Source organism: Bacteroidota bacterium, assembly GCA_018831055.1.
In the GTDB taxonomy this organism is placed as follows: Bacteria; Bacteroidota; Bacteroidia; order Bacteroidales; family B18-G4; genus M55B132.
Genome location: JAHJRE010000197.1, coordinates 12,678 through 38,507, shown reverse-complemented (window position 1 = coordinate 38,507; position 25,830 = coordinate 12,678). Strand labels below are relative to the sequence as shown.

Here is a 25,830-nt window from a genome sequence, read left to right as displayed (position 1 = left end):
TTCTTATTTTATTAAATATTCCGTTATGCTTCAGGAGTCGGACCACCCAGACTAAAAGGCGGGATCATATCTCCACCCTCGGGTATGTCAATAGTTCCATACATGTTTTCGTATTTGGAAATATTGTCCTTTAACGCTCTGTACAGCCTTTTGGCATGCTGAGGAGTAAGGATGATCCTTGATTTAACCCTGGCTTTGGGAATACCGGGCATCATTTTAATAAAATCAATGATAAATTCGGAATTTGAATGAGTGATCATTGCGAGGTTGGAATAGACACCCTCGGCAACTTCCTCACTCAGTTCAATGTTAATCTGGTTTTTCTTCGTTTGTTCTGTCATAATTTAGGTTTTTTTGTCGGATCACTGGCTACTGCTGCTTTCCATCAATATGTCATAATCATCCTGTGAACCAACGATAATATCCTGATATTCTTTTAATCCCGTTCCTGCAGGAATGAGATGCCCAACAATAACATTCTCCTTCAAACCGGCCAGAGAGTCAGTCTTGGCCTGAATTGATGCCTGCGTAAGGACCTTGGTGGTTTCCTGGAACGATGCTGCGGAAATGAAACTGTTTGTCTGCAGTGAAGCTTTGGTAATCCCTTGCAATACCTGACGTGCAGTAGCAGGGTGTGCATCTCTTGCGTCAACCAGCTTTTTGTCCTTCCTCCTCAGCATGGAATTTTCATCGCGGAGTTTTCTGGCACTGATAATTTGCCCGGCATTGAAATTGGGCGAATCTCCAGAATCAATTACTACCTTCTTTCCAAAGATTTCATCGTTTTCATCCTGAAAATCAATCTTGTTTACTAATTCCCCTTCCAGAAATTTTGTATCGCCCGGATCGTCTACTTCAACCTTGCGCATCATCTGGCGCACGATAACTTCAAAATGTTTATCATTGATCTTAACCCCCTGCAAACGGTAAACTTCCTGAATCTCATTAACAATATATTCCTGCACCTTCATAGGTCCTTTAATGGCAAGGATGTCTGATGGTGTTAACGCTCCTTCGGAAAGTGGAGTTCCCGCTTTAACAAAATCATTCTCCTGGGCCAGGATTTGTTTGGATGTAGGAATCAGATAACTCTTTTGTTCACCTGTTTTTGAGGTAATAATAATTTCTCTGTTACCACGCTTAAGCTTCTTTGCAAAGGATACCACACCGTCGATCTCGGCAACCTTAGCCGGATCGGATGGATTCCTGGCTTCAAAAAGTTCCGTTACTCTTGGCAAACCTCCTGTGATGTCACCGGATTTTCCAATAGCTCTGGGAATCTTTACAATAGATACCCCTGCTTGTATGGGTGAACCGTCTTCAACGGTAATATGAGCTCCGACCGGTATATCGTATGACCTCATAATTTCACCGGATTTATCAACAATATGAATGGTCGGATTCTTCGACTTCTGCCTGGATTCAATAATAACCTTGTCCTGGTAGCCGGTCTGCTCATCCGATTCAACACGGTAAGTCTTACCTTCAATAATATTCTCATATTTGATTTTACCGGTTGATTCGGAAATAATGACGGCATTCCATGGATCCCATTCACAGATGAGTTCACCTTTCTTTACATCCATTCCGGATTTGAAATACAAGTGAGCTCCATAAGGAATATTGCTGGAGGTAAGAGTTATCTTGGTTTTCTGGTCGATAATTCTCATTTCCGCGCTACGGCCAACAACAACCTCATATGATTTTCCTTCTGCATTTTTAAAGGGAATGGTTCTTAACTCATCTATGCCCAGAATCCCTTCGTATTTGGCTTCCAGCTTTGAGGAAACGGCAATATTGGATGCTGTACCTCCAACGTGGAATGTACGAAGTGTCAACTGTGTTCCTGGTTCACCAATTGATTGTGCAGCAATAACACCAACAGCTTCTCCGCTCTGAACCATCTGTGCAGAAGCAAGGTTTCGTCCGTAACATTTGGCACAAACTCCGTTTTTGGATTCACAGGTTAGTACCGAACGAATTTCGACAGATTCAATGGGAGAATCTTCAATGATCCTGGATGCCCGTTCATCCAACTCTTCTCCTGCTTCCAGGATTATTTCACCAGTGAGAGGATGGAAAATGTCATGTAAGGCAACACGGCCTAAAATTCTGTCGTATAGTGATTCAACAACTTCCTCACTTTTTTTCAGTGCAGTGATTGTCAATCCGCGCAAAGTGCCACAGTCTTCTTCAGTGATGATCACATCCTGAGCGACATCTACAAGACGGCGGGTAAGATAACCGGCATCGGCAGTTTTAAGAGCAGTATCAGCAAGACCTTTTCGGGCACCGTGGGTGGAAATAAAGTATTCAAGAACTGATAAGCCTTCCTTGAAATTCGAAAGGATTGGGTTTTCAATAATCTCACCTCCCGTTGCACCTGATTTCTGCGGTTTTGCCATCAGTCCCCTCATTCCTGCAAGCTGACGGATCTGCTCCTTGGAACCTCGGGCTCCGCTGTCAAGCATCATATATATTGAATTAAACCCTTGCTTGTCCGTAGACAGCTTTTGCATCAGGCTCGTAGTCAACAATGAATTTGTATGTGTCCAGATGTCGATGATCTGATTGTACCTTTCATTGTTGGTAATGAATCCCATATTATAATTATTCAGAACCTCATCAACCTCTGCATTGGCCTCTGCAATCAACTCCTTCTTGCTTTCAGGAATAATAACATCTCCGAGATTGAATGATAAACCTCCTTTGAACGCCATGATAAATCCGGTCTGCTTGATATCGTCAAGGAACTGGGCTGTTTTTGCGGTTCCCGTCCTTCTCAGAACCTTGGATATAATATCACGGAGAGATTTTTTCGTCAGTAATTCATTGATATAACCGTACTCTTTTGGTACGATCTGGTTGAAAAGTACACGGCCAACCGTAGTCTCAATAACGTGACGTATGGGTTTACCATTATCGTCAACATCATCAATCTTTACCTTGATAATGGCATGCAGATCGACCTTCTTTTCGTTATAGGCAATAATAACTTCTTCGGGTCCATAAAAACGCATACCCTCTCCTTTAACCGGATGTTCGGGCACACTCTTCCTGGCTTTGGTGATATAATAAAGCCCGAGTACCATGTCTTGTGAAGGTACCGTAATTGGAGCACCATTGGCAGGGTTCAGGATATTATGTGATGCCAGCATCAGGATTTGGGCTTCCAGGATGGCGGCATTGCCCAGTGGCACGTGAACTGCCATCTGGTCTCCGTCAAAGTCAGCATTGAAAGCTGTGCAAACGAGAGGATGCAGTTGAATAGCCTTGCCTTCGATCAGCTTTGGCTGAAAAGATTGAATACCAAGCCTGTGAAGGGTAGGGGCCCTGTTTAAAAGAATCGGATGACCTTTTAAAATATTTTCAAGAATATCCCAAACTACCGGATCTTTTCTGTCAACAATTTTCTTGGCCGACTTCACTGTCTTGACAATGCCACGCTCCAGGAGTTTACGGATGATAAAAGGCTTGAACAACTCCGCGGCCATAGCTTTAGGTATACCGCATTCGTTAAGTTTCAACTCGGGACCTACAACAATAACCGATCGACCGGAATAATCGACACGTTTACCAAGCAGGTTCTGACGAAACCGGCCTTGTTTTCCCTTAAGGCTGTCGCTGAGTGATTTAAGGGCACGGTTCGAGTCAGTCTTAACGGCATTTGCTTTTCTGGAATTATCAAGGAGAGAGTCAACAGCTTCCTGAAGCATACGCTTTTCATTGCGCATGATCACATCAGGGGCCTTGATTTCAATAAGCCTTTTCAATCTGTTGTTTCTGATGATCACCCTGCGATAGAGGTCATTCAGATCGGAAGTGGCAAAACGTCCTCCATCAAGGGGCACAAGAGGCCTCAATTCCGGAGGTATCACCGGTACAACCTTGACAATCATCCATTCCGGCCTGTTTTCAATACGGGTATTGGCATCCCTGAACGATTCAATTACCTGCAGTCGCTTCAGAGCATCCTGCTTACGTTGCTGTGAAGTTTCACTGTAAGCTTTGTGTCTGAGATCATATGATAATCTGTCGAGATCAAGGCGGCCCAGTAAATCATGAATAGCTTCGGCCCCCATCTTGGCAATGAACTTGTTCGGATCACTGTCTTCCAGATACTGGTTGTCGGCCGGTAATGTTTCCATGATCTCAAAGTACTCTTCCTCTGTGAGAAAATCCATGAAACCAAGCCCGTCCTTTTCCTTAATGCCAGCCTGGATCACCACATACCTCTCATAGTATATGATTGTCTCAAGCTTCTTGGTTTGTAATCCAAGTAAAGCTCCTATTTTATTGGGAAGCGATTTGAAAAACCAGATATGCGCAACGGGAACTACCAACTGTATGTGGCCAGTACGCTCCCTTCTTACCTTCTTTTCAGTAACTTCTACCCCACAACGGTCACAGATAATCCCTTTGTACCTGATTCTCTTATATTTGCCGCAATGACATTCCCAGTCCTTGATCGGCCCGAAAATCCTTTCACAAAACAATCCGTCCCGTTCCGGCTTGTAAGTCCTGTAATTGATCGTTTCCGGTTTTAGAACTTCACCGAACGACCTTTCAAGAACCTGCTCGGGTGAGGATAAGCTGATGGTTATTCTTGAAAATTCGCTATTTATTTTGGAATCCTTTCTGAATGCCATAAAAACGTATCGTTTAAGTTAAAAATATATAAAGGCCACAGAACGCGATGATTTTATAAATCAAAGGTTACATTCAAACCCAGCCCACGAAGTTCGTGTACTAAAACGTTGAATGATTCAGGTATGCCGGGCCTTGGCATAACTTCACCCTTGACGATCGCTTCGTAAGCTTTGGCACGACCCTGAACATCGTCGGATTTTACCGTAAGGATTTCCTGGAGAATATTTGCAGCACCAAAAGCTTCAAGGGCCCAGACTTCCATTTCTCCAAAACGCTGACCCCCGAATTGAGCTTTACCCCCAAGAGGCTGCTGTGTAATCAGTGAATATGGTCCAATCGAACGGGCATGCATCTTGTCATCAACCATGTGATGAAGTTTAAGCATGTAAATGTAACCAACAGTAGTTTCCTGGTCAAAACGTTCACCGGTTTCTCCGTCGTGTAAATATACTTTTCCGTCCTTTGGAAGATTGGCCTGTTCAAGATAACTGTTGATCTGCTCATAGGTCGCACCGTCAAAGATCGGAGAAGCATACTTTTGTCCGAGTTTGGCTCCTGCCCATCCAAGAACAGTTTCGTAGATCTGTCCGAGATTCATTCGACTGGGTACACCCAAAGGATTCAGAACAATATCCATTGGTGTTCCGTCTTCCAGGAAGGGCATATCCTCTTCACGTACAATCTTTGCCACAATGCCTTTGTTTCCATGACGCCCCGACATCTTATCACCAACCTGCAACTTACGCTTCCTGGCAACAAAAACCTTCGCCATTTGAATAATCCCATTTGGCAGATCATCACCAACGGTGGCAATAAATTTATTCCGGTTATAAACACCAAGTATCTCTTTCTGTTTGATGTTATAATTATAAATAACCTGTTTGATCAGGTCATTTTTCTTTTTATCAGTAGTCCATTTATTGGGATTAACGATCCCGTAATCAAGAGCCAACAAAACCTTGTGTGTAATTTTGGCCTTTTTCGGAACAAGTTCTTCCTTAAAATGGTTGTATATACCCTGGGATGTTTTCCCGCTGAGCAAAACCATCAATTTGTCAACCAATTTGGCTTTTAACTCAACAGAAGCCTTTTCAAAATCCCTTTCTATATGGGTAAGTTGATCCTTCTCCTTCGTTTTAGTCTTCTTGTCTTTAAAAGCCCGTGAGAAGAGCTTGTTTTCGATAACCGTTCCTTTCATTCCCGGAGGTGCTTTGAGGGATGCATTCTTCACATCACCAGCCTTATCTCCGAAAATGGCTCTAAGCAACTTTTCTTCAGGAGTAGGATCACTTTCTCCTTTTGGTGTGATCTTTCCTATCAGGATGTCTCCTTCATTAACCTCGGCACCAACACGAATAAGCCCGCTCTCGTCCAGGTCCTTGGTCGCCTCGGCACTTACATTGGGAATGTCGTTTGTTAGTTCTTCCACACCCCTTTTGGTATCCCTAACCTCCATCGTAAACTCTTCGATGTGGATGGAAGTGAACAGGTCTTCTTTTACAACTTTTTCATTGATTACAATTGCATCTTCGAAGTTGTATCCCTTCCAGGGCATAAATGCAACGAAGAGATTGCGCCCAAGTGCCAATTCTCCATCTCTGGTCCCATAACCTTCACATAGTACCTGACCCTTGATCACCTTATCACCTTTTTTCACCATAGGTTTCAGGTTCATACATGAGTTCTGGTTGGTTTTGGCAAATTTGGTCAAAGAATACTTTCTTACATCATCATCAAAACTTACCAGTTTTTCTTCTTCCAAACGGGTGTAACGAATAATGATTTCATTAGCATCAACGTATTCAACAATTCCATCTCCTTCGGAAGTGATAAGGATTCTCGAGTCTACAGCGACATCTTTTTCAATGCCGGTACCTACTATAGGCACTTCTGGTATCATAAGAGGTATGGCCTGACGCATCATGTTCGATCCCATGAGCGCTCTGTTGGCGTCGTCATGTTCCAGGAATGGAATGAGTGAGGCCGCAATAGATGCAATCTGGTTGGTAGCGCTATCGATAAGGTCAACTTTCTCCCGTTCGATAATGGGATAATCAGCCTGATACCTGGCTTTAACTTTTTCACGGATCATCATACCCGTATCATTAAGCAAAGTATTGGCCTGGGCAATGATTTTGTTTTCCTCTTCTTCAGCACTGAGATAAATGGGTTCCTCTTCGGTTAATACCTTCCCCTCCTGGACCTTATGATAAGGTGTTTCAATAAATCCCAGCTTATTTATCTTGGCATAAACGCAGAGCGAAGAAATCAATCCAATGTTCGGACCTTCAGGTGTTTCAATAGTACACAAACGACCATAATGGGTGTAATGTACGTCTCGAACTTCAAATCCGGCGCGCTCCCTCGACAAACCACCAGGTCCCAGTGCGGAAATCCTCCTTTTATGGGTTAATTCCGACAATGGATTGGTTTGATCCATGAATTGGGATAACTGGTTGGTACCAAAAAACGAATTGATAACAGAAGACAAGGTTTTCGCATTGATCAGGTCAGCCGGAGTGAATACTTCATTATCCCTTACGTTCATCCTCTCCCTTATTGTCCTCGCCATCCTGGCCAAACCAACTCCAAATTGGGCATATAACTGTTCTCCCACGGTTCTTACACGACGGTTGCTCAAATGATCAATATCATCAACTTCCGTTTTCGCATTACTGAGTTCAACAAGATACTTAATGATGTAAATGATATCATCTTTTGTCAGAACCCTGACATCTTCGGGGATTTCAAGGTTTAACTTCTTGTTGATCCTGTATCTCCCAACATCACCCAGGTCATATCTTTTATCGGAAAAGAAAAGCTTTTCAATAATTCCCCTTGCAGTTTCTTCATCAGGAGGCTCTGCATTACGAAGTTGCCGGTAAATGTACTCAACAGCTTCTTTTTCGGAGTTGGCAGTGTCTTTTTGAAGAGTATTGAAAATAATCGAGTAGTCGATGGCATTCGTATCCTCTCTGTGTATCAGGATGGTTTTAACCCCTGCGTCAACAATCTGATCAATGTGCTGCTCCTCAAGTTCTGTCTCTCTGTCGATGATAACTTCAGTTCTTTCAATTGAAACAACCTCACCGGTATCCTCATCTACAAAATCTTCAATCCAGGAACGAATTACCCTGGCAGCAAGTTTTCTGCCCAATACCCTTTTAAGTGATGCTTTACTCACTTTTACCTCTTCGGCAAGGTCAAATATTTCCAGGATGTCTTTGTCACTTTCATAGCCGATAGCACGCAACAGCGTAGTAACAGGTAATTTTTTCTTCCTGTCAATATACGCATACATTACATTATTGATGTCAGTGGTGAATTCCATCCAGGATCCCTTAAAGGGAATGATCCTGGCTGAATATAACTGCTGTCCGTTGGCATGAAGACTGGTTCCGAAAAATACCCCGGGTGAACGATGGAGCTGTGAAACAACAACGCGTTCTGCTCCGTTAATGATAAAAGAACCCTTGGGAGTCATATATGGAATCATGCCAAGATACACATCCTGGACAATGGTTTCAAAATCTTCATGCTCCGGGTCTGTACAATAGAGCTTTAATTTTGCCTTGAGTGGTACACTGTAAGTGAGCCCGCGTGCTATACACTCATCCATGGAATATCGCGGAGGATCAATAAAATAATCCAGAAATTCCAGGACAAAGTTATTCCTCGCATCCGATATAGGAAAGTTTTCTGCGAAAACTTTATACAGCCCTTCATTAATTCTGTCTTCAGGATTAGTTTCCAATTGGAAGAAATCCCGGAACGACTGAAGCTGAATATCAAGAAAATCAGGATATTCCGTGTGAATTTTGGTGGATGCGAAATTGATTCTTTCTACTTTTTTGGCTGCCAATTTTTCAGGATTTTAGGTTAGTAGTATATATTGACTTTAAATAAGGAAATAGACTGAATCCAATGCGGAGCATTGAAGACAGTCTTTAGATCTAACAGGCAAACTACTACTTAACCTCAACCTCAGCGCCAGCCTCCTCAAGCTGTTTTTTCAATGCTTCGGCTTCATCCTTGGAAATACCTTCCTTTATGGCTTTTGGAGCTGCGTCAACAAGCTCTTTTGCTTCTTTGAGGCCAAGGCTGGTAAGTTCTTTCACGAGTTTAACCACAGCCAGTTTGCTCTGTCCGGCTGCTTTAAGAATAACATCAAATTCAGTTTGTTCTACTTCAGCAGCTGCGGCATCACCGGCGGCTACGCCAGGACCTGCAACTACAGTGGCTGCAGCGGCGGGTTCAATGCCGTATTCATCTTTTAGAATTCCTGCCAGTTCGTTAACTTCTTTTACTGTCAGATTTACTAATTCTTCTGCAAGCTTTTTAATATCTGCCATTTTCGTAATGCTTTATTTGTTTAAACCTGTATTTTAAGTACTTAATAATTTCTATTCTGATTTCTCAGATAAAGTTTTCAGAACGCCATGAATGGTTTGGCCTCCCGATTGCAATGCGCCAATGACATTTCTCATGGGCGATTGCAGCAGTAATACTATATCAGCAATTAATTCATTCTTCGACTTGATATTCGAAAGGAAATCGAGCTGGTCATCACCCACATAAGTCATTTCCTCAATGTAGGCTCCTTTAAGTATTGGCTTGTCACTCTTTTTCCTGAATTCTTGAATCAACCTGGCCGGTGTATTTCCTGTTTCAGAGAACATGATGCTGGTAGTACCTTTTAGGATATCATACAGCGGACCGTAATTTCTTTCAGTCCTTTCCATTGCCTTCTTCAGGAGGGTATTCTTAACCATTTGCAGTTTAATCTGTTTTCTGAAACACAAGCGCCTTAGCTCGGTAGTCTTTTCTGCATTAAGGTTAGAAATATCCGTCAGGTAAAAATTGTTGTTATTCAACAACTGATCTGTCAAAGAATCAATAAGCTGATTTTTTTCTTCTCTTGTCATTTCGTAATGCTTCTTAATGTATGATCAAGGAACTAATTAGTTATTGATTTTGGTTCTACTTTTATACCGGGGCTCATGGTACTTGAGATGAAAACACTTTTCATATAGGTACCTTTTGCTGCTGATGGTTTCAACTTAATAATAGTTTGCAGCAACTCCCTGGCATTATCAAGCAGTTTTTCCTTATCAAAAGAAACCTTACCGATGGAAGCGTGAATAATACCGTATTTATCGACTTTGAAATCGATTTTCCCGGCTTTTACATCCTTCACAGCTTTACCTAATTCCATGGTAACGGTTCCAGTTTTCGGATTGGGCATTAACCCCCGTGGGCCTAGAATCCTTCCGAGGGGGCCTATTTTCGGCATAACAGGAGGCATAGTGATAACAACATCAATATCTGTCCAGCCTCCCTTAATCTTGTCGATGTATTCGTCAAGTCCTACATAGTCCGCGCCTGCTTCTTTGGCTTCCTCTTCTTTGTCGGGTGTGCATAGCACCAAAACCCTAACCGTTTTCCCGGTTCCATGAGGTAAAGTAACAATTCCCCTTACCATCTGATTGGCTTTCCTGGGGTCAACCCCAAGGCGCACATCCAGATCAACGGAAGCATCAAACTTGGTATATGTAATATCTTTCACAACTTCTATTGCTTCCAGCAAGGGATATACCCTGTTTTTATCAATTTTCTCCAGGGCATCCTGATGTTTTTTAGTCTGTTTCGCCATTTTCACAAATAATTAATCGTGATTGTCTGAGCAGTTCGGTTATTTGCCTTCAGTATTTGCAAAAGGAGATTCACCTTTGATCTTGATACCCATACTTCTTGCAGTACCGGCAACCATACTAACTGCCGATTCAAGTGTAAAGGCATTCAAGTCGACCATTTTGTTTTCTGCAATGGTCTTTACCTGATCCCAGGTGATGGTGGCAACCTTCTGCCGGTTCGGCTCAGCCGAACCTTTCTTAATTTTAGCGACTTCCATTAACTGAACAGCAACCGGTGGGGTTTTAACGACAAAATCAAAGGATTTGTCCTTATATACTGTGATGATAACCGGCAGAAGTTTCCCTGCCTGATCTTGTGTCCTGCCGTTAAATTGTTTGCAGAACTCCATGATGTTAACACCTTTTGCACCGAGTGCCGGACCGATGGGAGGGGATGGATTAGCAGCACCTCCGCGGATTTGCAGTTTAATGAGCCCGCTGACTTCCTTTGCCATTTTTGAAAGCTCCTTGTGTTAATCGTTTAATTAAATCAACTTTACTCTTTTTCTACTTGCATGAAACTTAATTCCAATGGTGTCTTTCTTCCGAAAATCTTTACCATGACCTTAAGTTTCTTCTTTTCTTCGTTGATTTCTTCAATGATGCCGGTGAAACTGTTAAATGGTCCGTCTATCACCTTCACTGATTCACCAACGATGAATGGAACGTTTACCTCTTCACCCTGCTCCGCAAGTTCATCCACTTTCCCGAGAATTCGGTTTACTTCGGATGGTCGCAACGGATCAGCCTCTCCTTTTGTTCCAAGAAATCCCAGAACGTTCGGTATGTTGCGTATAATATGGGGTATTTCACCAACCAGGGCGGCTTCAATAAGAACATATCCCGGAAAGTAATTCCTTTCCTTTGATATCTTTTTTCCTTTTCTTACCTGATATACCTTCTCGGTTGGGATTAGCACCTGTGAAATGTAATCTTGTAAGCTCAGACGATTAATTTCATTTTCCAGATATTCCTTTACTTTCTTTTCTTTCCCGCTAATCGCTCTGACTACATACCATTTTTTCACGTTTTCGCTCATACCCAATAATGGACTCTGATTGTTATAAATAACAAAAATTCCAGGCAACTACCACTAAAAAAGCTTATAGAACTGTTCCAGGAGTGTTTGGAATGATATATCCATCAAATAAACGATTAAAGCGATTATGAGGGAAGCAATGGATACAACAATTGCGCTGCTCTGCAGCTCACTCCATGAAGGCCAGGATACTTTATGAATCAGTTCATCATAACTATCCTTTATATAAGCCTGTATCTTAAGTTTTGCCATTTAACCTAAAATTTGTTGCACGGGTGGGAGGACTCGAACCCCCAACCAATGGTTTTGGAGACCACTACTCTACCAGTTGAGCTACACCCGTATATATGGAGGGGTAACCCCCACCATATATATAGTTTATTCGATAATTTCTGTAACCTGTCCTGCACCTACTGTTCTGCCACCTTCACGGATAGCAAAACGTAAGCCTTTGTCCATGGCAACTTCTGAAATCAACTTCACCTCAATGGTTAGGTTGTCACCAGGCATTACCATTTCAATTCCTTCCGGAAGAATAATCTCTCCGGTTACGTCAGTTGTACGGAAATAAAACTGAGGACGATACCTGTTGTGGAACGGAGTATGCCTTCCACCTTCTTCTTTTTTCAGGATATAAACCTCAGCTTTAAAATAAGTGTGCGGAGTTATGGAGCCAGGTGCAGCGATAACCATACCACGGCGGATAGCGTCCTTGTCAACACCACGAAGCAACAAACCGGCATTGTCACCAGCCTGGCCTTCATCAAGTATTTTACGGAACATTTCAACTCCGGTAACAACTGATTTCAGTTTGTGGGCTCCAAGTCCAATAATATCTACCGGATTCCCGGTGTTAATTATCCCTTGTTCAATACGGCCTGTAGCAACAGTGCCTCGACCAGTAATTGAAAACACGTCTTCTACCGGCATGAGGAAAGGTTTGTCAACATCCCTTGCTGGAAGCGGAATCCATGTATCACAAGCCTCCATAAGTTCCATAACCTTTTCTACCCATTTGGGTTCTTTGTTGAGGGCTCCAAGAGCTGATCCCTGGATTACAGGTGTGTTATCGCCATCAAAATCATAGAATGAAAGCAGATCTCGGATTTCCATCTCAACAAGTTCCAGCAATTCCTCGTCATCTACCATGTCAACTTTGTTCATGAAAACAACGATCTTGGGAACACCTACCTGCCTGGCAAGAAGAATGTGCTCACGGGTCTGAGGCATAGGGCCGTCAGTTGCTGCTACAACCAGGATTGCGCCGTCCATCTGGGCTGCGCCGGTTACCATGTTCTTAACATAGTCAGCGTGACCCGGACAGTCAACGTGTGCATAATGCCTGTTCTCGGTCTGGTACTCGACATGGGCAGTATTTATAGTAATACCTCTTTCCTTTTCTTCCGGTGCGTTGTCAATCTCATCAAATGACTTGAAAGTGGCCAGCCCTTTATCCTGAAGGTTTAGTGTAATAGCAGCGGTCAATGTTGTTTTTCCATGGTCAACGTGACCAATCGTTCCAATGTTAACGTGCGGTTTCTCACGTTTAAATGTTTCTTTTGCCATATTAAAACTTTATTTAAGTAATTACACTAATGATGATTGATCTTTATCAGAGCCATTGAAGAGAATTGAACTCTTGACCCCTTCCTTACCAAGGAAGTGCTCTACCCCTGAGCTACAATGGCTTTTGAGCGGAAGACGGGTCTCGAACCCGCTACCTACAGCTTGGAAGGCTGTCGCTCTACCAAATGAGCTACTTCCGCACATTATCATTAAGAACTTCCGTGAAAGACCTCTAACCTCAATTGGCTATTCATCAATTAACTCTCACAATTTATGTGGGGAGAGGAGGATTCGAACCTCCGAAGGCTGCGCCAACAGATTTACAGTCTGCCCCATTTGACCGCTCTGGAATCTCCCCAGTTATTTAAAGAACACGAGCCGATGGAGGGATTCGAACCCCCGACCAGCTGATTACAAATCAGCTGCTCTGGCCAGCTGAGCTACATCGGCTTCATTATGTCAAAAAACTAAATAAAACAGACCTTTTTGAAAAAGGTCTGCAAAAATATAAATTATCAGAATAATAACAAAGAAATTTTAAAAATAAATGTTAGTTTATTTACTACGGATCTTCTCTTTGTATTTTTTTAGCTGCCTCCGCAAAGCTTCTACTGCGGTATCGGTTGCTTCCTCAAAAGATTTGGATTGTTTTTTTGCATACAAATCAGACCCTCTCACAGTAAGCCGAATCTCTGCAATCTTGTTCTCAGGCTCGCCATTATTATCCAGTTTTAAATGAACTTCCCCCGCAAGAATTTCATCATAATGGCTTGTTAACTTGTCGATCTTTTGCTGGATGAAGTCCTCCAGCTTCCTGTCAGCTTTGAAGTGTACAGAATTAATGTTGACTTTCATACTCAATCCTCCATTGATTTTGTTTATGCTCTGGGATGAGCCAGTTTATATATGGCTTTAAGTTTTTCAACAGAATTGTGCGTGTAAACCTGGGTTGCAGATAGATTCGCATGCCCCAGCAGTTCCTTGATGGCATTCAGATCAGCTCCGCGATTTAACATGTGTGTGGCAAAAGTATGCCTGATCACATGAGGACTCCGCTTACTTAAGGTTGTTACCATTGTTAGTTGCTTATGAACGATCCGGTATACCATTTTATGATATAACGGCTTGCCTTTTTTGGTTACCAATAAATAAACACTGCTAATGCCATATTGGTTCTTTCGGATGGTTAGATATTCCTGGATGACGGATAAAAGCCTGGAGCTTAAAGGAATTATTCTCTCCTTATTCCGTTTCCCATATACCTTCATCACACTCTGCGTGAGGTCAATATCTCTTTCCTTTAATCCAATTAACTCCGATGACCGTATTCCTGTATTATATAAAATTTCCATAACGATCCTGTCACGGATTTCATTAAAGTCGTTATTGTTTAAAGTAGTACTGAATAGGTCTTCCATTATATTTTCCTCAATATATACAGGAAGCTTTTTGGATGAACGGGGTGTTAAAATCCCTGAAACCGGATTAGTCAATAGTATCTCTTTCTTGAGTAAAAATTTGTAGAAAGCATTAATACTGCTTATTTTACGGCTAATTGACCTGTTACTGAGTCGATTTTCGCTGAGATTGCTTACCCATGAACGAACCATAAAGGATTCCGCTTTTTCGGGTGCCTTCAAACCGTAAAACATTTCCAGAAAACAGGAATATTCCTCCAAATCCCTGGTGTAAGCAGTAACTGTATGGGGTGAAAATCTTTTCTCGTAACGTATGTAGTCAATAAATTTACCCTTCACCATCCGCAAAAAAAATAGGGAAAAAGCTTTGTTTCAAATGTACAAAAAATATACCCCGAAACAAAGTTTCTCCCTATTAAAAAAAACAATATTTTGCTATAAAATATCCTGCCTTAATTTTTGAACATATATGGCTTTAAGCTTTTCTTCTCTTTTGATCACAGAGGGCTTTGTGTATTTCTGCCTCTCACGTAATTCTTTTACAACGCCTGTTTTTTCAAACTTCCTTTTGTATTTCTTTAAAGCCTTGTCAATGCTTTCACCTTCTTTTACCGGAATAATAATCATATAAATACCTCTTTTTTGAAAACTGGATTGTTATAGTAAAAATTTTGAGGGTGCAAAGATAGATGTTTTTTATCTTTTTACAAAATTTCCTCGAAAAATCATTTTAAACTTTTTATCAGGAAATCAGTCATCCTCGTATAAAGATGATAACGGGTGTTCCCGCCATAAATGCCATGATTCTTATTTGGATATAATAAAAGTTCAAACTGCTTGTTTGCCGCAACAAGGGCTGTTATTAAATCCATTGTGTTTTGTACATGAACATTATCGTCTCCAGTGCCATGAACAAGAAGATAATTGCCCTTCATCTTGTCTACATGGTTGATCGGGGAATTATCATCATAACCTCCAGGGTTTTCCTGGGGTGTTCTCATAAAGCGTTCAGTATAAATGTTGTCATAATATCGCCAATTTGTGACCGGTGCCACTGCGATAGCAGTAGAAAATACGTCCGAACCTTTTGTTATGCAAAGTGTCGACATATAACCACCGTAACTCCATCCGAAAATTCCAATATGTTCGGGATTAACATAATCAAGAGAAACGATATATCTTGCAGCTTCGATCTGATCTAGGGTCTCAAATTTACCAAGTTGTAAGTAAGTCATTTTCTTAAATTCCTGTCCACGTGCTCCCGTTCCCCTGTTGTCAACCGAAACAACCATAATTCCGTTCTCGGCCAGATATTGATACCAGGTGTCACCGTACCCCCATGAATTGGTTACTGTTTGAGATCCCGGACCTCCATACACCGTCATCAGTACTGGATATTTTTTCTCTATTTCGAAATTCCATGGCAGTATTTTCCATGCGTTGAGCCGAATTCCCTCTGATGTGGTGATTTCAAAAAACTCCTTTTGTGAAAATCCATATTCATGGATTCGATTCAACAGTGCTTCATTGTTTTCAATGACGCGAATTTCTTTTCCATCCGATTTGTTTACAGTAATATAAGGAGGAGTATTGGCATCGCTGAACGTGTTTATGTAATATTCATAAGTTTTGCTGAATTCTGCATCGTTTGTGCCGGTTCGGGATGAAATTAACCTTTTGTTGCCTTCCATGTCCACGGAATAAAGGTCCCGGTTCAATGGGGAAGATTCCGCACTGACATAATAAACCAGTTTTTTCCTGGAATCATATCCCGTAACATTTATAACGTCCCATTCGCCAGAAGTAAGTTGTCGTATTTCCTGCCCATTAAGATCATAAAGATATATGTGGTTGTATCCACTTTTTTCACTGGTAATGATGTAATGCTCCTGATCCGGCAAAAATGTCCAGTGATCTGTAATGTCTATATAATAAGGATTATCCTCAGTATATATCACTTTGGTTTTTCCAGTGGAAGCATCGGCAAGCAGAATGTCTAAATGATTCTGTAATCGGTTAAGTCGCTGGATTGCAAGGATTCCCTCATCGGCTGTCCATTTAATGCGGGGAATATATTGGTCGGTTTCCTCTCCCAGATCCATGATCTGTGTACTGCCTTCTAAAATGTTATATACGTGTATAGTAACCAGGGAATTGTCTTCCCCGGCTTTTGGGTACTTGTATTGATAGTTTTCAGGGTAAAGATTTCCCCATATTTGCATTTGATATTCCGGAACTCCTGTTTCATCAAAGCGGTAATAGGCAATTTGTTTTCCATCTGGTGACCAAAAATATCCTTTAGTAAATCCGAATTCTTCTTCATATACCCAGTCTGTAGTTCCGTTAATGATACTTCTATCCTTACCATCCTGAGTTATTTGAGTTTCTTCCCCTAAAAATGGCTTGGCGATGAACAGGTTATTTTCACGTACGAAAGCAACCTGACTCCCGTCTGGAGAGAAAGAGGCCAGACGCTGCTTACCATTTTGAGATATGGATTGCAATTTTTTGGACTTAAGGTCATAAACAAAATAATTTGATTCGGATGAATGCCTATATATAGGTTCAGTTTCCGTAGGTATTAGGATTCTTGATTCGTCATCGCTGAATGTGTAAGATTCAAGGCGAATAGGTACAGAGTCTCCTTCAGGAATGAGATCGTTTTTCGTAACTAGAGTTTTAATAAATTTCCCCGATTTGTAATCGTAAACATTGAGAGAATCACTTTCTATAACACAGTAGGATTTTCCATCGTTCATGGAGTTTAACCCGTAAACCATGTGCGGGAAAAACTTGGGTGCCTTAAAAATATCATCAAGTGTAAGCACCGGCTTTTCGTCCTGCGCTATTACTGCAGGAATCCAAAGGATAGAAACAAGAAAAACAAAACTTCTGAATGTGGGTAATTTCATAACTATTCTGATTTTTAGATAAAAAAACTTCTATTCATACCATATTATAAACGCCAAAGGTAAAAAATCTGTCTGAACATAGGTTCATGCGGTTGTAAATCATCGTGTGAAGCTAATGTTTGTAACAAATGATCTTATACTTCGTTAAAATTATTAATTATGGTGTTTTTTTTAAGGTTTTCATTATATTTGGGGTCATTTTACTAAACACCATGCAATAAACTCTAAAATCCATTCAAGTTGAGAACAAAACTTTTACTCGGCATTACTTTGTTATCCTGTATGTTGAGCAGCGTTTTTGCTCAGGATCCTGATTATTCCCAGTTTTATAATGCACCCACTTATTATAATCCTGCATATGTTGGATTGACACAGGGACTAAAGGTAAGATTCAATTACAGAAGACAGTGGACTAAGATACCGGCGAAATTTAATTCTTACAATTTCTCTGCCGATATAGGAGAAAGAAATTTGCCTGGTGCAGGGGGTATTGGGATTATAGTTAATTCTACCAGGCAAGCCTCAGGGTATATCCGCAACAATATGTTTGGGTTTCTACCATCAGTCAGGATCCCTCTCAATGAAAACATGATCATTCAAACCGGTTTTCTCGCTGCATTTGTTCAAAAACGAATGGATTGGGACGGACTGCTATTTTCCGATCAGCTTGATCCGGTTTATGGAAACATTTATAACACGAAGTTCGTGCCACCTTCTGATGATCGGGTTACCTACCCTGATTTTTCTTTCGGTACGATTTTTCAGTTCCAGGGGAGTGATAATAGTATCATTGGTACATTGGGAGGGGCAATCCATCATCTTACACGTCCTAATGAATCATTTATAGGGAAAAATGCCCCGCTTGCCCGAAAATATGTAGCGCATTTTGACTTGATTTTTGATTTTTCACAAAGTAGTGGATTCTATCAGAAGACCAGAGATTTCAAGATCAATCCTGGAATTTTCTTCCAAAATCAGGCGAAAATGAATGACTATATGGTAGGAATGAATATATATTTCTCAAGAGTATACATTGGCGCTTGGTATAAAAATGAGACTTTGGAATATGACCAATATTCTCATTTTTCCCTGATGGGTGGTATTAATATCCCTGTAAATGGCGATGACTCACGGGTGAAGTTTATGTATAGCTATGATATGGTAATAAATGCCGAACATATCTTTACTGGTCCTTCTCATGAGATTTCTGTGATTTTTGAGTTTGATGATATTTCTCTGATTGGTGGAGGAAGCAGTATCACAGGAGTTCGCAGTCGTCGTGGGTATGAAAGAATGGAATGCTCACCTTTCTAGAGGAATATTGCCCTAATTAATCTTCTGTTAAAATACATCAAGTTTGACGAATAAGGATTTCAATGATCCTTTAACTTAGATGAAACAGGTTTGTATATTTATACTTTCCTGGTAAGTTTATAAAGATGTGTCACCTGCATTTTTAATTATCCATTATGGATTTTTGTATACCATTATATAATATGGTATAACGCACATTAGTCCCAAGCATGTATCCAATTCTGGGAAACTATGGTATTATCCAGATCTTCAAAATAAATGGATTGTCGCAGAGTCCAATTGAAAACCTGCCATTGTCTAAAATCTTAATCGTCTGGATTCCTGATTATTATCGAATAAGGAAGACTGTGCCAGATCTGCGGAAATTTCCCGTACCGTCATCCATACCTTGCCAGGTTGTGTTGTCCTTAAAAGTAGCCCTGGCTTTCCAGATATAAGTTCCTGGGGGAGCAGGTTCGTCGAGAAAAGTTCCATTCCAGGATTCCTTGGGCGCACCACTGGTGGTAATGGAGCTTGATGACCAGATTAGGTTTCCTTTCATACTGAATATCTCAATCTGGTATGTCTTTAGATTATGCCCCGTTGGTTCAAACTTCCTGACTTCAGGTAGATCACTAGTAGGAGCAAATGCATTTGGAATATACAAGCCTTTGAAAATAAACTCATATTTCAGATAGGTAGTATCCGGGCAATCGTATTCATTAAAGGCAACCAGCATGATATTAAATACACCGTCATCTTCATACGCAACAACGGGTTCTGTATCATCAGATGTCATCCCATTATCAAAATCCCACTCATATGTTATGGCTCCTTCTGAATAATTAACACAAAAAATTTGACCTTGTTCTCCACGGTAATTGGTAATAATTCCAAAATCTGCTTTGGGATTATTATATACTTCAATATTTCTGGTTGTTGTATCCATGCAGCCCAAAATGTCAGTAATGATGAGTCTTGTCAGATAAACTCCGGAAGTATCATAAGTGTATGATGGGTTTTGAAGGATAGACGTGTCAGAATAACTCAGGGGATTCCCAAAATTCCAGAACCAGTGTGCTATCGCACCACCGGAAGTGTCTGATTCATCAGTAAAGAATACGGGATTTCCCATACAAGCATTTGAAAAATCAAAAGTTGCACGTGGGGGATTTACAATTTCTATGGTATCAATAAATGTGTTTTTACACCCTTGTATGTTCGTTGCTGTAAGCTGCGGGTAATAGATTCCGATCGATGGATATTCGTATGAGGCATTCTTCATTGTCGATGTATCCGTGAAACTGCCTGGATCTTTAAACTCCCAGAGCCAATCTGTTACCGGGATTCCATTTGTGTTTGTAGTATTTGTAAACACAGTTGTGTGATTGATACATGGAGCAACAAAAGTGAAATTGGCTGTTGGAGCTTGTCTGACCTGAACAGTACGGAAAGCAGTATCTGAAAAGCTGCTTCCTTGTGTCATTGCTGTGATGACGAGCCTTACAGTATAAGTGCCGGGATCAGTGTATTCATGACAGATGCTGTCCTGATACTGAGAATAGATACTTGTATTTCCATCTCCAAAGTCCCATTCCCACTGTGTTAGACCTCCTGAATTTCCATAAAAATGAGAAGTGTCGGTGAAACAAATCGGATCTTCAGTGCATAACGGATACTTTGTATAATAGAATCCTGCTGTTAAACAAGGTGCTTTAATGACAGGCTGAATAATAGAATCTGTGCAACCAAGTGCATTTGTTACTATAAGTTTAACATAGTAAATACTGTCAATTGGAGCATATAAGTGAGTCGGATTAGGAATAAAGGCGTAATTACTTGCACCGGAAGAAGGATCTCCAAAATCCCATGACCATGAGGTAACAAAAACACCTCCACCAATGGATTGATCAAAAAATCTTGTTGCCGAATTACATGAGGCAGTGTCTGCAATAAACCTTGGAATTGGAAGTGAATCAACGGTGACCTGATGTGTAACGCTTGAAACACAATTATGAATGTCTTTTGCATTAAGAACAACAAGGTATTTTCCAGGTGCAGTGAACATATGGCTCATGGTATCAAAAGGAGTGTTTATTACCGGAGTTCCATCACCAAAATTCCATGTCCAGGCTACAACAGAATCATTATCAGGGGTAAATGAAGGTGTAAATACAGTTCTCTGCCTGAAACAAACATCGTTGAATGAAAAATCAACCTGTAGGTTTTCAAAAACGCATACCGTATCAGTAATTGTATTCGTACATAAATTTTCATCAGTGATGGTAAGAGAAACCAAATAACAGGTATCGGTTAGCGAATAGGTGTAAACAGGATTTACCTCAGTTGAAAAATATCCATTATCAAGTTCCCATAACCAGCTTTGTATAGGACTTCCAGACCCCCCGCTAACAGATTCATCTGAGAAATAAATCGTTCCCGGAGGATTACATGATTGGTCATAAGAAAAAACAGACTTTGGATTATCAAAAATTGTAACCCATTTACTGACCTCATCATTACATCCGTTATTATCTGTTACATTGAAATAAACGAAGTAACTTCCTGGTCCACTGAAAGTATGATAGGGGTTTTGTAAATTGGATGTGTCGTTCGGAGCGGTTCCTGGATCACCAAAGTTCCAGAACCATTGCGTAATCGGTGCAGATCCGGCAATAGACCGGTCGATAAACAGAGTTGAATCTTCTGCGCAGTTTTGCTGGAAAATATAATTTGCATCAGGTATATCATTTATCAAAACATTGAGTCCGTATGTCTGATCGCAACCGATAGTGTCAATTATGGTTATAGTGACATAGAAAGTTCCGGATGCGGTAAAGATATGCCAGGGATTTGGCAAAGACGACGTATCTGCAGTTCCTGATGCAGGGTCTCCAAAATCCCAGAAATATTCTGCCACTGCTCCTATATCTGTTGAATCGGGATCAACGTTAAAGAAAACGGTATCACCGTAACACTTGATTGTTGGGGAAGACAAGAACGCAACATTCGGAGAAGGGTGAATTACAATGGATTGAGATATTGTATCAATACATCCATTGGAACTGGTTACCTGTAAAGATACTGTGTAGGTTCCTGGATAATTATATATATGGTAAGGATTTTGAAGAGTAGATGTATTGTTGGCACCCGATGTTGGGTCTCCAAAATTCCAGTACCAGGCTTGAATATTGTATCCGAAACCATTTGATTGATCAATGAATTGAACAAGGTTATCTTCACATGGTGAACCCGTATGAGTGAAGTTTGCTTCAGGTCCTTGTCCGACAATAACTTCACTAACAGTCGAATCAATACAACCGGTAGAGTTTGTAACTGCAAGAGAAACAACATAAGAGCCTGCAATGTCATAAATGTGAGAGACATCTGGATTGTCAGGGAAAAGTATTAACGTGTCCGTACCATCTCCAAAATACCAGTGCCAGGTATTTATATATCCTGTTGGAGTGGTAGATAAATTATAAAAATCAATCCCGAACCCGGTACATGTAGGTGAAGAATAAGTAAAGGATGCATTGGGTTGCTCGTTCACGAAAATGATTCTTGTGGTATCTTTACTGCAACCCTTGTTATCCGTTGCAGTTAATGTAACCACAAAAGTTCCTGGAGTAAAGTATACATGTACTGGGTTTTGCTGTACGGATGTTCCTCCGTCCCCGAACTCCCAGTACCAGGAAATTATATTCGTTCCATTACCATAAAACTGCATTGGTTGGTTTACACAGGATGTATCGGAATCTGTTCCTATGGATACATCTGGTAATTCATTTATGTTAACGGGTTTCACGATAGTATCAGAGCAGCCATTTGAATTCTCAACTATTAGGATAACATCAAAAATACCAGAGGTGGTGAAAATATGAGTTGGATTTTGTAGCTGAGATGTATTGAAAATACCTGATGCGGGATCGTCAAACTCCCAATACCAGCTAATAATGTTTGTTCCCCCATTGGGTGAACTTAAATCATAAAAGTTAACCGGAGTTCCATCACAACCTATACTATTATTAAAATTGGCTATAGGGTTGGCAACAACGATAACTTGTCGTGAGGTGGAATTCTGGCAACTGTCGGAGTCTGTGACGGTGAGGGTTACTTGAAATGTTCCCTGGTTTGCATATAAATGGGAGACATTTGGGCTTTGTGGAAAATTGATGGTGGTCGAATTCCCATCACCAAAGTCCCAGTGCCACCTGACAATATAACCATTGGGTGAAGTCGAAAGATCTGTAAAAACAACAGAATCATTAAGACAGGCTGGTCCTGTATGTATAAAATTAGGTGAAGGCAAGGGATTGACCGTAACCTGAGTAGTTTCAACATTAGTGCATCCGTTGATGTCCACTACTGAAAGTGTGACATTAAAAGTGCCTGTTTGCAGGTAAGTATGATTAACGGTTTGTCCTGATGCAGAACCTCCATCACCGAAATTCCATTGCCATGAAGTAACAGAAGCGGAACTACTGCCAGTGAAATTGGTCATTTCGTTCAAACAAGTAGGATTGGGCGTCGCCGTTATAGTGACATCCGGAATATCTGCGACCGTAACCTGCTGAATAATTGTATCAGTGCAGCCTTTATTATCCACAACACTGAGGCTGACGTCAAAAGTACCCGTTAGTGGATACAGATGGACAGGGTTTTGCAGAGTAGAAAACTGCCCATCATCAAAGTCCCAGTACCAGCTCACAATAGGATTCCCAGCTGTTCCGTAAAAAAAAGTGGGTTCACCAAGACAGGATGGTTCGGGATTCCATGTAAAATAAACATTGGGTTCGTCTGGTGCAGTAACAGTTCTGCTTGTTTGATCAGTACAGGTAACTCCACTGGAATCTGCTGTTACAGTCAAAGATACAATATAAGTTGCTCCGGGATTGAAGGTATGAACAGGATTTTGAATCGTGGAAGTATTTCCATCCCCAAAATCCCAACTCCATTGTACAATGGTATAATTTGGAGCAGCGCTTGACTGATCGACGAATTGAACAGTTGCACATTGCTGAAATGTAAACGTAAAGTTTGCATTAGCACTGCATTGTGAATATGCCGGACCATTATTCCAAAAAGCCAAAAGAGTTATAAGCGGTAACAAAGCTTTGGTTCCGGATCTTTTTGCAAGTTGAATGCCAGTGAACATGTTTTTCCAATTAGTTAATTACAGGCCCAATTTATGAGAAAACCCAAAAATATAAAATTATTCAGCAAACCCTCATAATTATTACGACAATAAACTAAAAAAGTTTTCTTACTTATTGGAAGGGTCCGGTAAAGAATTTTTATGCTGATCTGATTTTCTATATCTGGTAAGAAAATCTCCGATTTGTCTCCCATCCAATTGCTTTGCAATAATTTTAAAGTTAGAGTCGGTAATATAAATCGTTGGAGTCTTATAAACATCATACAAGATATGATAGTCACGGGTTATGCTCCTTGTACCGTTAACGTTTATCCAATCAATATCATACTTTTGAATGTACTCTTTCCACTTATAAAAGGAAGTGTCAGTGTTGACAGAAAACACGCCGATATCGTAAATGTCATTTTGTAGTAGCTCCTTTAATGCGGAAATTTCCTTTTTACACTCACCACATGTTACAGTCCAGAATATGATGATGTTGAAATCATGCCTTAGCTCATATAGTGATCGGAAGTTTCCGCTGGTATCGACAAGGATTAGTTCCGGTGCAAAATTTCCAATTAAAAGAGGCTTGATCCTTTCCACCCTTTCTACCATATTCTTTTTCATACTTGGACTTACCCAGGAATATTCTTTATCCTTGAAATACTTGTCCACCATGTGAACGAATATTTGATCATATCCCATAATATTCGATTGCTCGTAGGTAGATGTGAACTCAAAAAGTAAAAACTTATAAAGGTTTTCATTATTGATTGATTTTCCCATAATCTTATCGATTTCGATGATTACAGAATCAGGATGTTTTGGGATGACCTGTTCAAAGTACCTGTTTAGTTTGTTATAAAACACCGGTGTACGTATAAGTCTGGGATCATCAAAATTGATGTTATCCCAGTAATGAGATTTATAATAATTATATGCTTTTACCCTGGAGTCTTCTTTGCTTTGTTTTATAGAATCGGGAATTTCTGGCTCTTTTAGTAAAAGGAAGATAGTTGAAAGTATATGTTCCGGGTGATCTTGGATGAATTGTTCCTTGTAATCCGTATTTTTTTTGTTTATTTGATTTATGTCTTCTTCAAGTTTTGCTTTAATTTCAATGCTATTCGTAGTTTTTAATAGTTCTTCTTTTTCTTTCATTTGCCGGAAGAGGGATGAGGAAATGGATTGATAATCAAAAAACAACTGATTGGCCTTGGAGTCCTTGATTTTTGCAAGACCAATATAATCAGAGGTATCCGTTAAAATTTGAAAATACTGATCTTCATTCAAACAGAACTCTATTATCTTGACTTTATTCTGATTTGCAATAAAATATACCCCTTCATCTAACAAAGAATCTTTTTCGAATACATATTGATTCCTGTTATCTAAGAAAGCGGTATCTTCAACTGTGAGCTTATCCGCGTAATAGCTTCCCAGGAAAAGAATAGAGTCGTTGAGTCCGTTGATTTCAAATGAAATATTATAGCCTTCCTGGGCTATTATTGATTTATGTGTAACTACCTGCAAGGTTAGAATCAGAAAATAAATGCAAAGTTTTTTCATTAGTTTCTCAGTAAATTAGGGATGTAAAAGTAGAAAATTTCTTACATTTGCATTCCGTTTTCGGGGTGCTAGCTCAGTTGGTTTAGAGCGCATGCTTGACAGGCATGAGGTCACTGGTTCGATCCCAGTGCATCCCACAAAAAAATCTAACCTTATATAGTTGATTTACAACTACTTCCTTCTTTCCTTTAAAAAAAATCAAAAAAAAGTTTTGATTTAAGGGTTACCTTTTGCATTCCTACCGTATAAATAACTGCAATAAGTCTACATCTTTTGGGAATAAGTTAAGTCTAAGTCGAACTTTTAAATTGTGAGTAAATGAAAACTTCAAAATTTTTTGAAGGTCAGGAGTATTCTTTTGCAGTACTCAACAACACTGAACTTAACATGGTCAGGGGGGGAATCAACGACAGCGATCCCACCAAGCTCATGCAAGAGGAGGATGACGATATCTGGTTGTAAGATATCCTCCGACAATTTTTTTATTTTGTTTTAGGCTGCGCCAACAGCTAAATTTCATAGTTTTGTAATATGAAGGTTCGTTTGTGCG

At 40.4% G+C, this 25,830-nt stretch carries 18 protein-coding genes and 6 tRNA genes; 3 read left to right on the top strand and 21 right to left on the bottom strand.

Annotated features, from left to right (window positions below; genetic code table 11):
- Positions 1-23: 23 nt before the first annotated feature.
- From KKA81_13100 to KKA81_13010, 19 genes are all read right to left on the bottom strand, one after another.
- Positions 24-341: a DUF3467 domain-containing protein gene (locus KKA81_13100; GenBank protein ID MBU2651861.1), complete on the bottom strand. Its 318-nt coding sequence runs from the start codon at positions 339-341 to the stop codon at positions 24-26.
- A gap of 21 nt (positions 342-362) precedes the next feature.
- Positions 363-4,649, bottom strand: a complete 4,287-nt coding sequence (rpoC, locus tag KKA81_13095; protein ID MBU2651860.1) for a DNA-directed RNA polymerase subunit beta' — start codon at positions 4,647-4,649, stop codon at positions 363-365.
- Positions 4,650-4,702: 53 nt separating this feature from the next.
- The gene (rpoB, locus tag KKA81_13090; protein MBU2651859.1) at positions 4,703-8,512 is read right to left on the bottom strand and encodes a DNA-directed RNA polymerase subunit beta; all 3,810 of its coding nucleotides are present in this window, start codon (positions 8,510-8,512) and stop codon (positions 4,703-4,705) included.
- A 106-nt stretch (positions 8,513-8,618) separates the two neighbouring features.
- Positions 8,619-9,002 carry a 50S ribosomal protein L7/L12 gene (gene rplL / locus KKA81_13085; protein MBU2651858.1) on the bottom strand — a complete coding sequence of 128 codons (384 nt, stop codon included), beginning with the start codon at positions 9,000-9,002 and terminating at the stop codon, positions 8,619-8,621.
- Positions 9,003-9,053: 51 nt separating this feature from the next.
- Positions 9,054-9,575, bottom strand: coding sequence for a 50S ribosomal protein L10 (gene rplJ, locus KKA81_13080; GenBank protein MBU2651857.1), 522 nt, complete (start codon positions 9,573-9,575; stop codon positions 9,054-9,056).
- A gap of 32 nt (positions 9,576-9,607) precedes the next feature.
- The gene (gene rplA, locus KKA81_13075; GenBank protein MBU2651856.1) at positions 9,608-10,303 is read right to left on the bottom strand and encodes a 50S ribosomal protein L1; all 696 of its coding nucleotides are present in this window, start codon (positions 10,301-10,303) and stop codon (positions 9,608-9,610) included.
- Positions 10,304-10,342: 39 nt separating this feature from the next.
- Positions 10,343-10,798, bottom strand: coding sequence for a 50S ribosomal protein L11 (rplK, locus tag KKA81_13070; protein ID MBU2651855.1), 456 nt, complete (start codon positions 10,796-10,798; stop codon positions 10,343-10,345).
- 41 nt (positions 10,799-10,839) lie between these two features.
- Positions 10,840-11,382, bottom strand: coding sequence for a transcription termination/antitermination protein NusG (gene nusG, locus KKA81_13065; protein MBU2651854.1), 543 nt, complete (start codon positions 11,380-11,382; stop codon positions 10,840-10,842).
- Between the two features lie 54 nt (positions 11,383-11,436).
- The gene (secE, locus tag KKA81_13060; GenBank protein MBU2651853.1) at positions 11,437-11,634 is read right to left on the bottom strand and encodes a preprotein translocase subunit SecE; all 198 of its coding nucleotides are present in this window, start codon (positions 11,632-11,634) and stop codon (positions 11,437-11,439) included.
- Between the two features lie 18 nt (positions 11,635-11,652).
- Positions 11,653-11,725 (bottom strand) — tRNA-Trp (locus KKA81_13055).
- A gap of 35 nt (positions 11,726-11,760) precedes the next feature.
- Positions 11,761-12,948: an elongation factor Tu gene (gene tuf / locus KKA81_13050; GenBank protein ID MBU2651852.1), complete on the bottom strand. Its 1,188-nt coding sequence runs from the start codon at positions 12,946-12,948 to the stop codon at positions 11,761-11,763.
- A gap of 50 nt (positions 12,949-12,998) precedes the next feature.
- A tRNA-Thr gene (locus KKA81_13045) sits at positions 12,999-13,070 on the bottom strand.
- A 5-nt stretch (positions 13,071-13,075) separates the two neighbouring features.
- Positions 13,076-13,148, bottom strand: a tRNA-Gly gene (locus tag KKA81_13040).
- A gap of 76 nt (positions 13,149-13,224) precedes the next feature.
- Positions 13,225-13,306 (bottom strand) — tRNA-Tyr (locus tag KKA81_13035).
- A gap of 18 nt (positions 13,307-13,324) precedes the next feature.
- Positions 13,325-13,398: transfer RNA gene (locus tag KKA81_13030), tRNA-Thr, on the bottom strand.
- A gap of 105 nt (positions 13,399-13,503) precedes the next feature.
- Positions 13,504-13,803: a ribosome-associated translation inhibitor RaiA gene (gene raiA, locus KKA81_13025; protein MBU2651851.1), complete on the bottom strand. Its 300-nt coding sequence runs from the start codon at positions 13,801-13,803 to the stop codon at positions 13,504-13,506.
- A 23-nt stretch (positions 13,804-13,826) separates the two neighbouring features.
- Positions 13,827-14,708, bottom strand: coding sequence for a tyrosine-type recombinase/integrase (locus KKA81_13020; GenBank protein ID MBU2651850.1), 882 nt, complete (start codon positions 14,706-14,708; stop codon positions 13,827-13,829).
- Positions 14,709-14,801: 93 nt separating this feature from the next.
- Positions 14,802-14,993 (bottom strand): 30S ribosomal protein S21, encoded by a 192-nt coding sequence (rpsU, locus tag KKA81_13015; GenBank protein ID MBU2651849.1) that lies wholly within the window; start codon positions 14,991-14,993, stop codon positions 14,802-14,804.
- Between the two features lie 98 nt (positions 14,994-15,091).
- Positions 15,092-17,278, bottom strand: a complete 2,187-nt coding sequence (locus tag KKA81_13010) for a S9 family peptidase (protein MBU2651848.1) — start codon at positions 17,276-17,278, stop codon at positions 15,092-15,094.
- A 240-nt stretch (positions 17,279-17,518) separates the two neighbouring features.
- On the opposite strand from KKA81_13010, the gene KKA81_13005 reads away from it, so the two are divergent.
- A complete protein-coding gene (locus tag KKA81_13005) occupies positions 17,519-18,592 on the top strand; it encodes a PorP/SprF family type IX secretion system membrane protein (GenBank protein MBU2651847.1) in 1,074 nt (357 codons plus the stop codon).
- Positions 18,593-18,920: 328 nt separating this feature from the next.
- Here the strand turns inward: KKA81_13005 and KKA81_13000 are convergent, their stop codons facing one another.
- Together KKA81_13000 and KKA81_12995 are read right to left on the bottom strand one after the other, a co-directional pair.
- The gene (locus KKA81_13000; protein ID MBU2651846.1) at positions 18,921-23,729 is read right to left on the bottom strand and encodes a PKD domain-containing protein; all 4,809 of its coding nucleotides are present in this window, start codon (positions 23,727-23,729) and stop codon (positions 18,921-18,923) included.
- Positions 23,730-23,837: 108 nt separating this feature from the next.
- On the bottom strand, positions 23,838-25,280 hold the full coding sequence (locus KKA81_12995) for a DUF5106 domain-containing protein (protein MBU2651845.1): 1,443 nt from the start codon (positions 25,278-25,280) through the stop codon (positions 23,838-23,840).
- Between the two features lie 62 nt (positions 25,281-25,342).
- Here KKA81_12995 and KKA81_12990 point away from each other — a divergent pair.
- A tRNA-Val gene (locus KKA81_12990) sits at positions 25,343-25,417 on the top strand.
- A 181-nt stretch (positions 25,418-25,598) separates the two neighbouring features.
- A complete protein-coding gene (locus KKA81_12985) occupies positions 25,599-25,742 on the top strand; it encodes a hypothetical protein (protein MBU2651844.1) in 144 nt (47 codons plus the stop codon).
- The last annotated feature ends 88 nt before the right edge of the window (positions 25,743-25,830 follow it).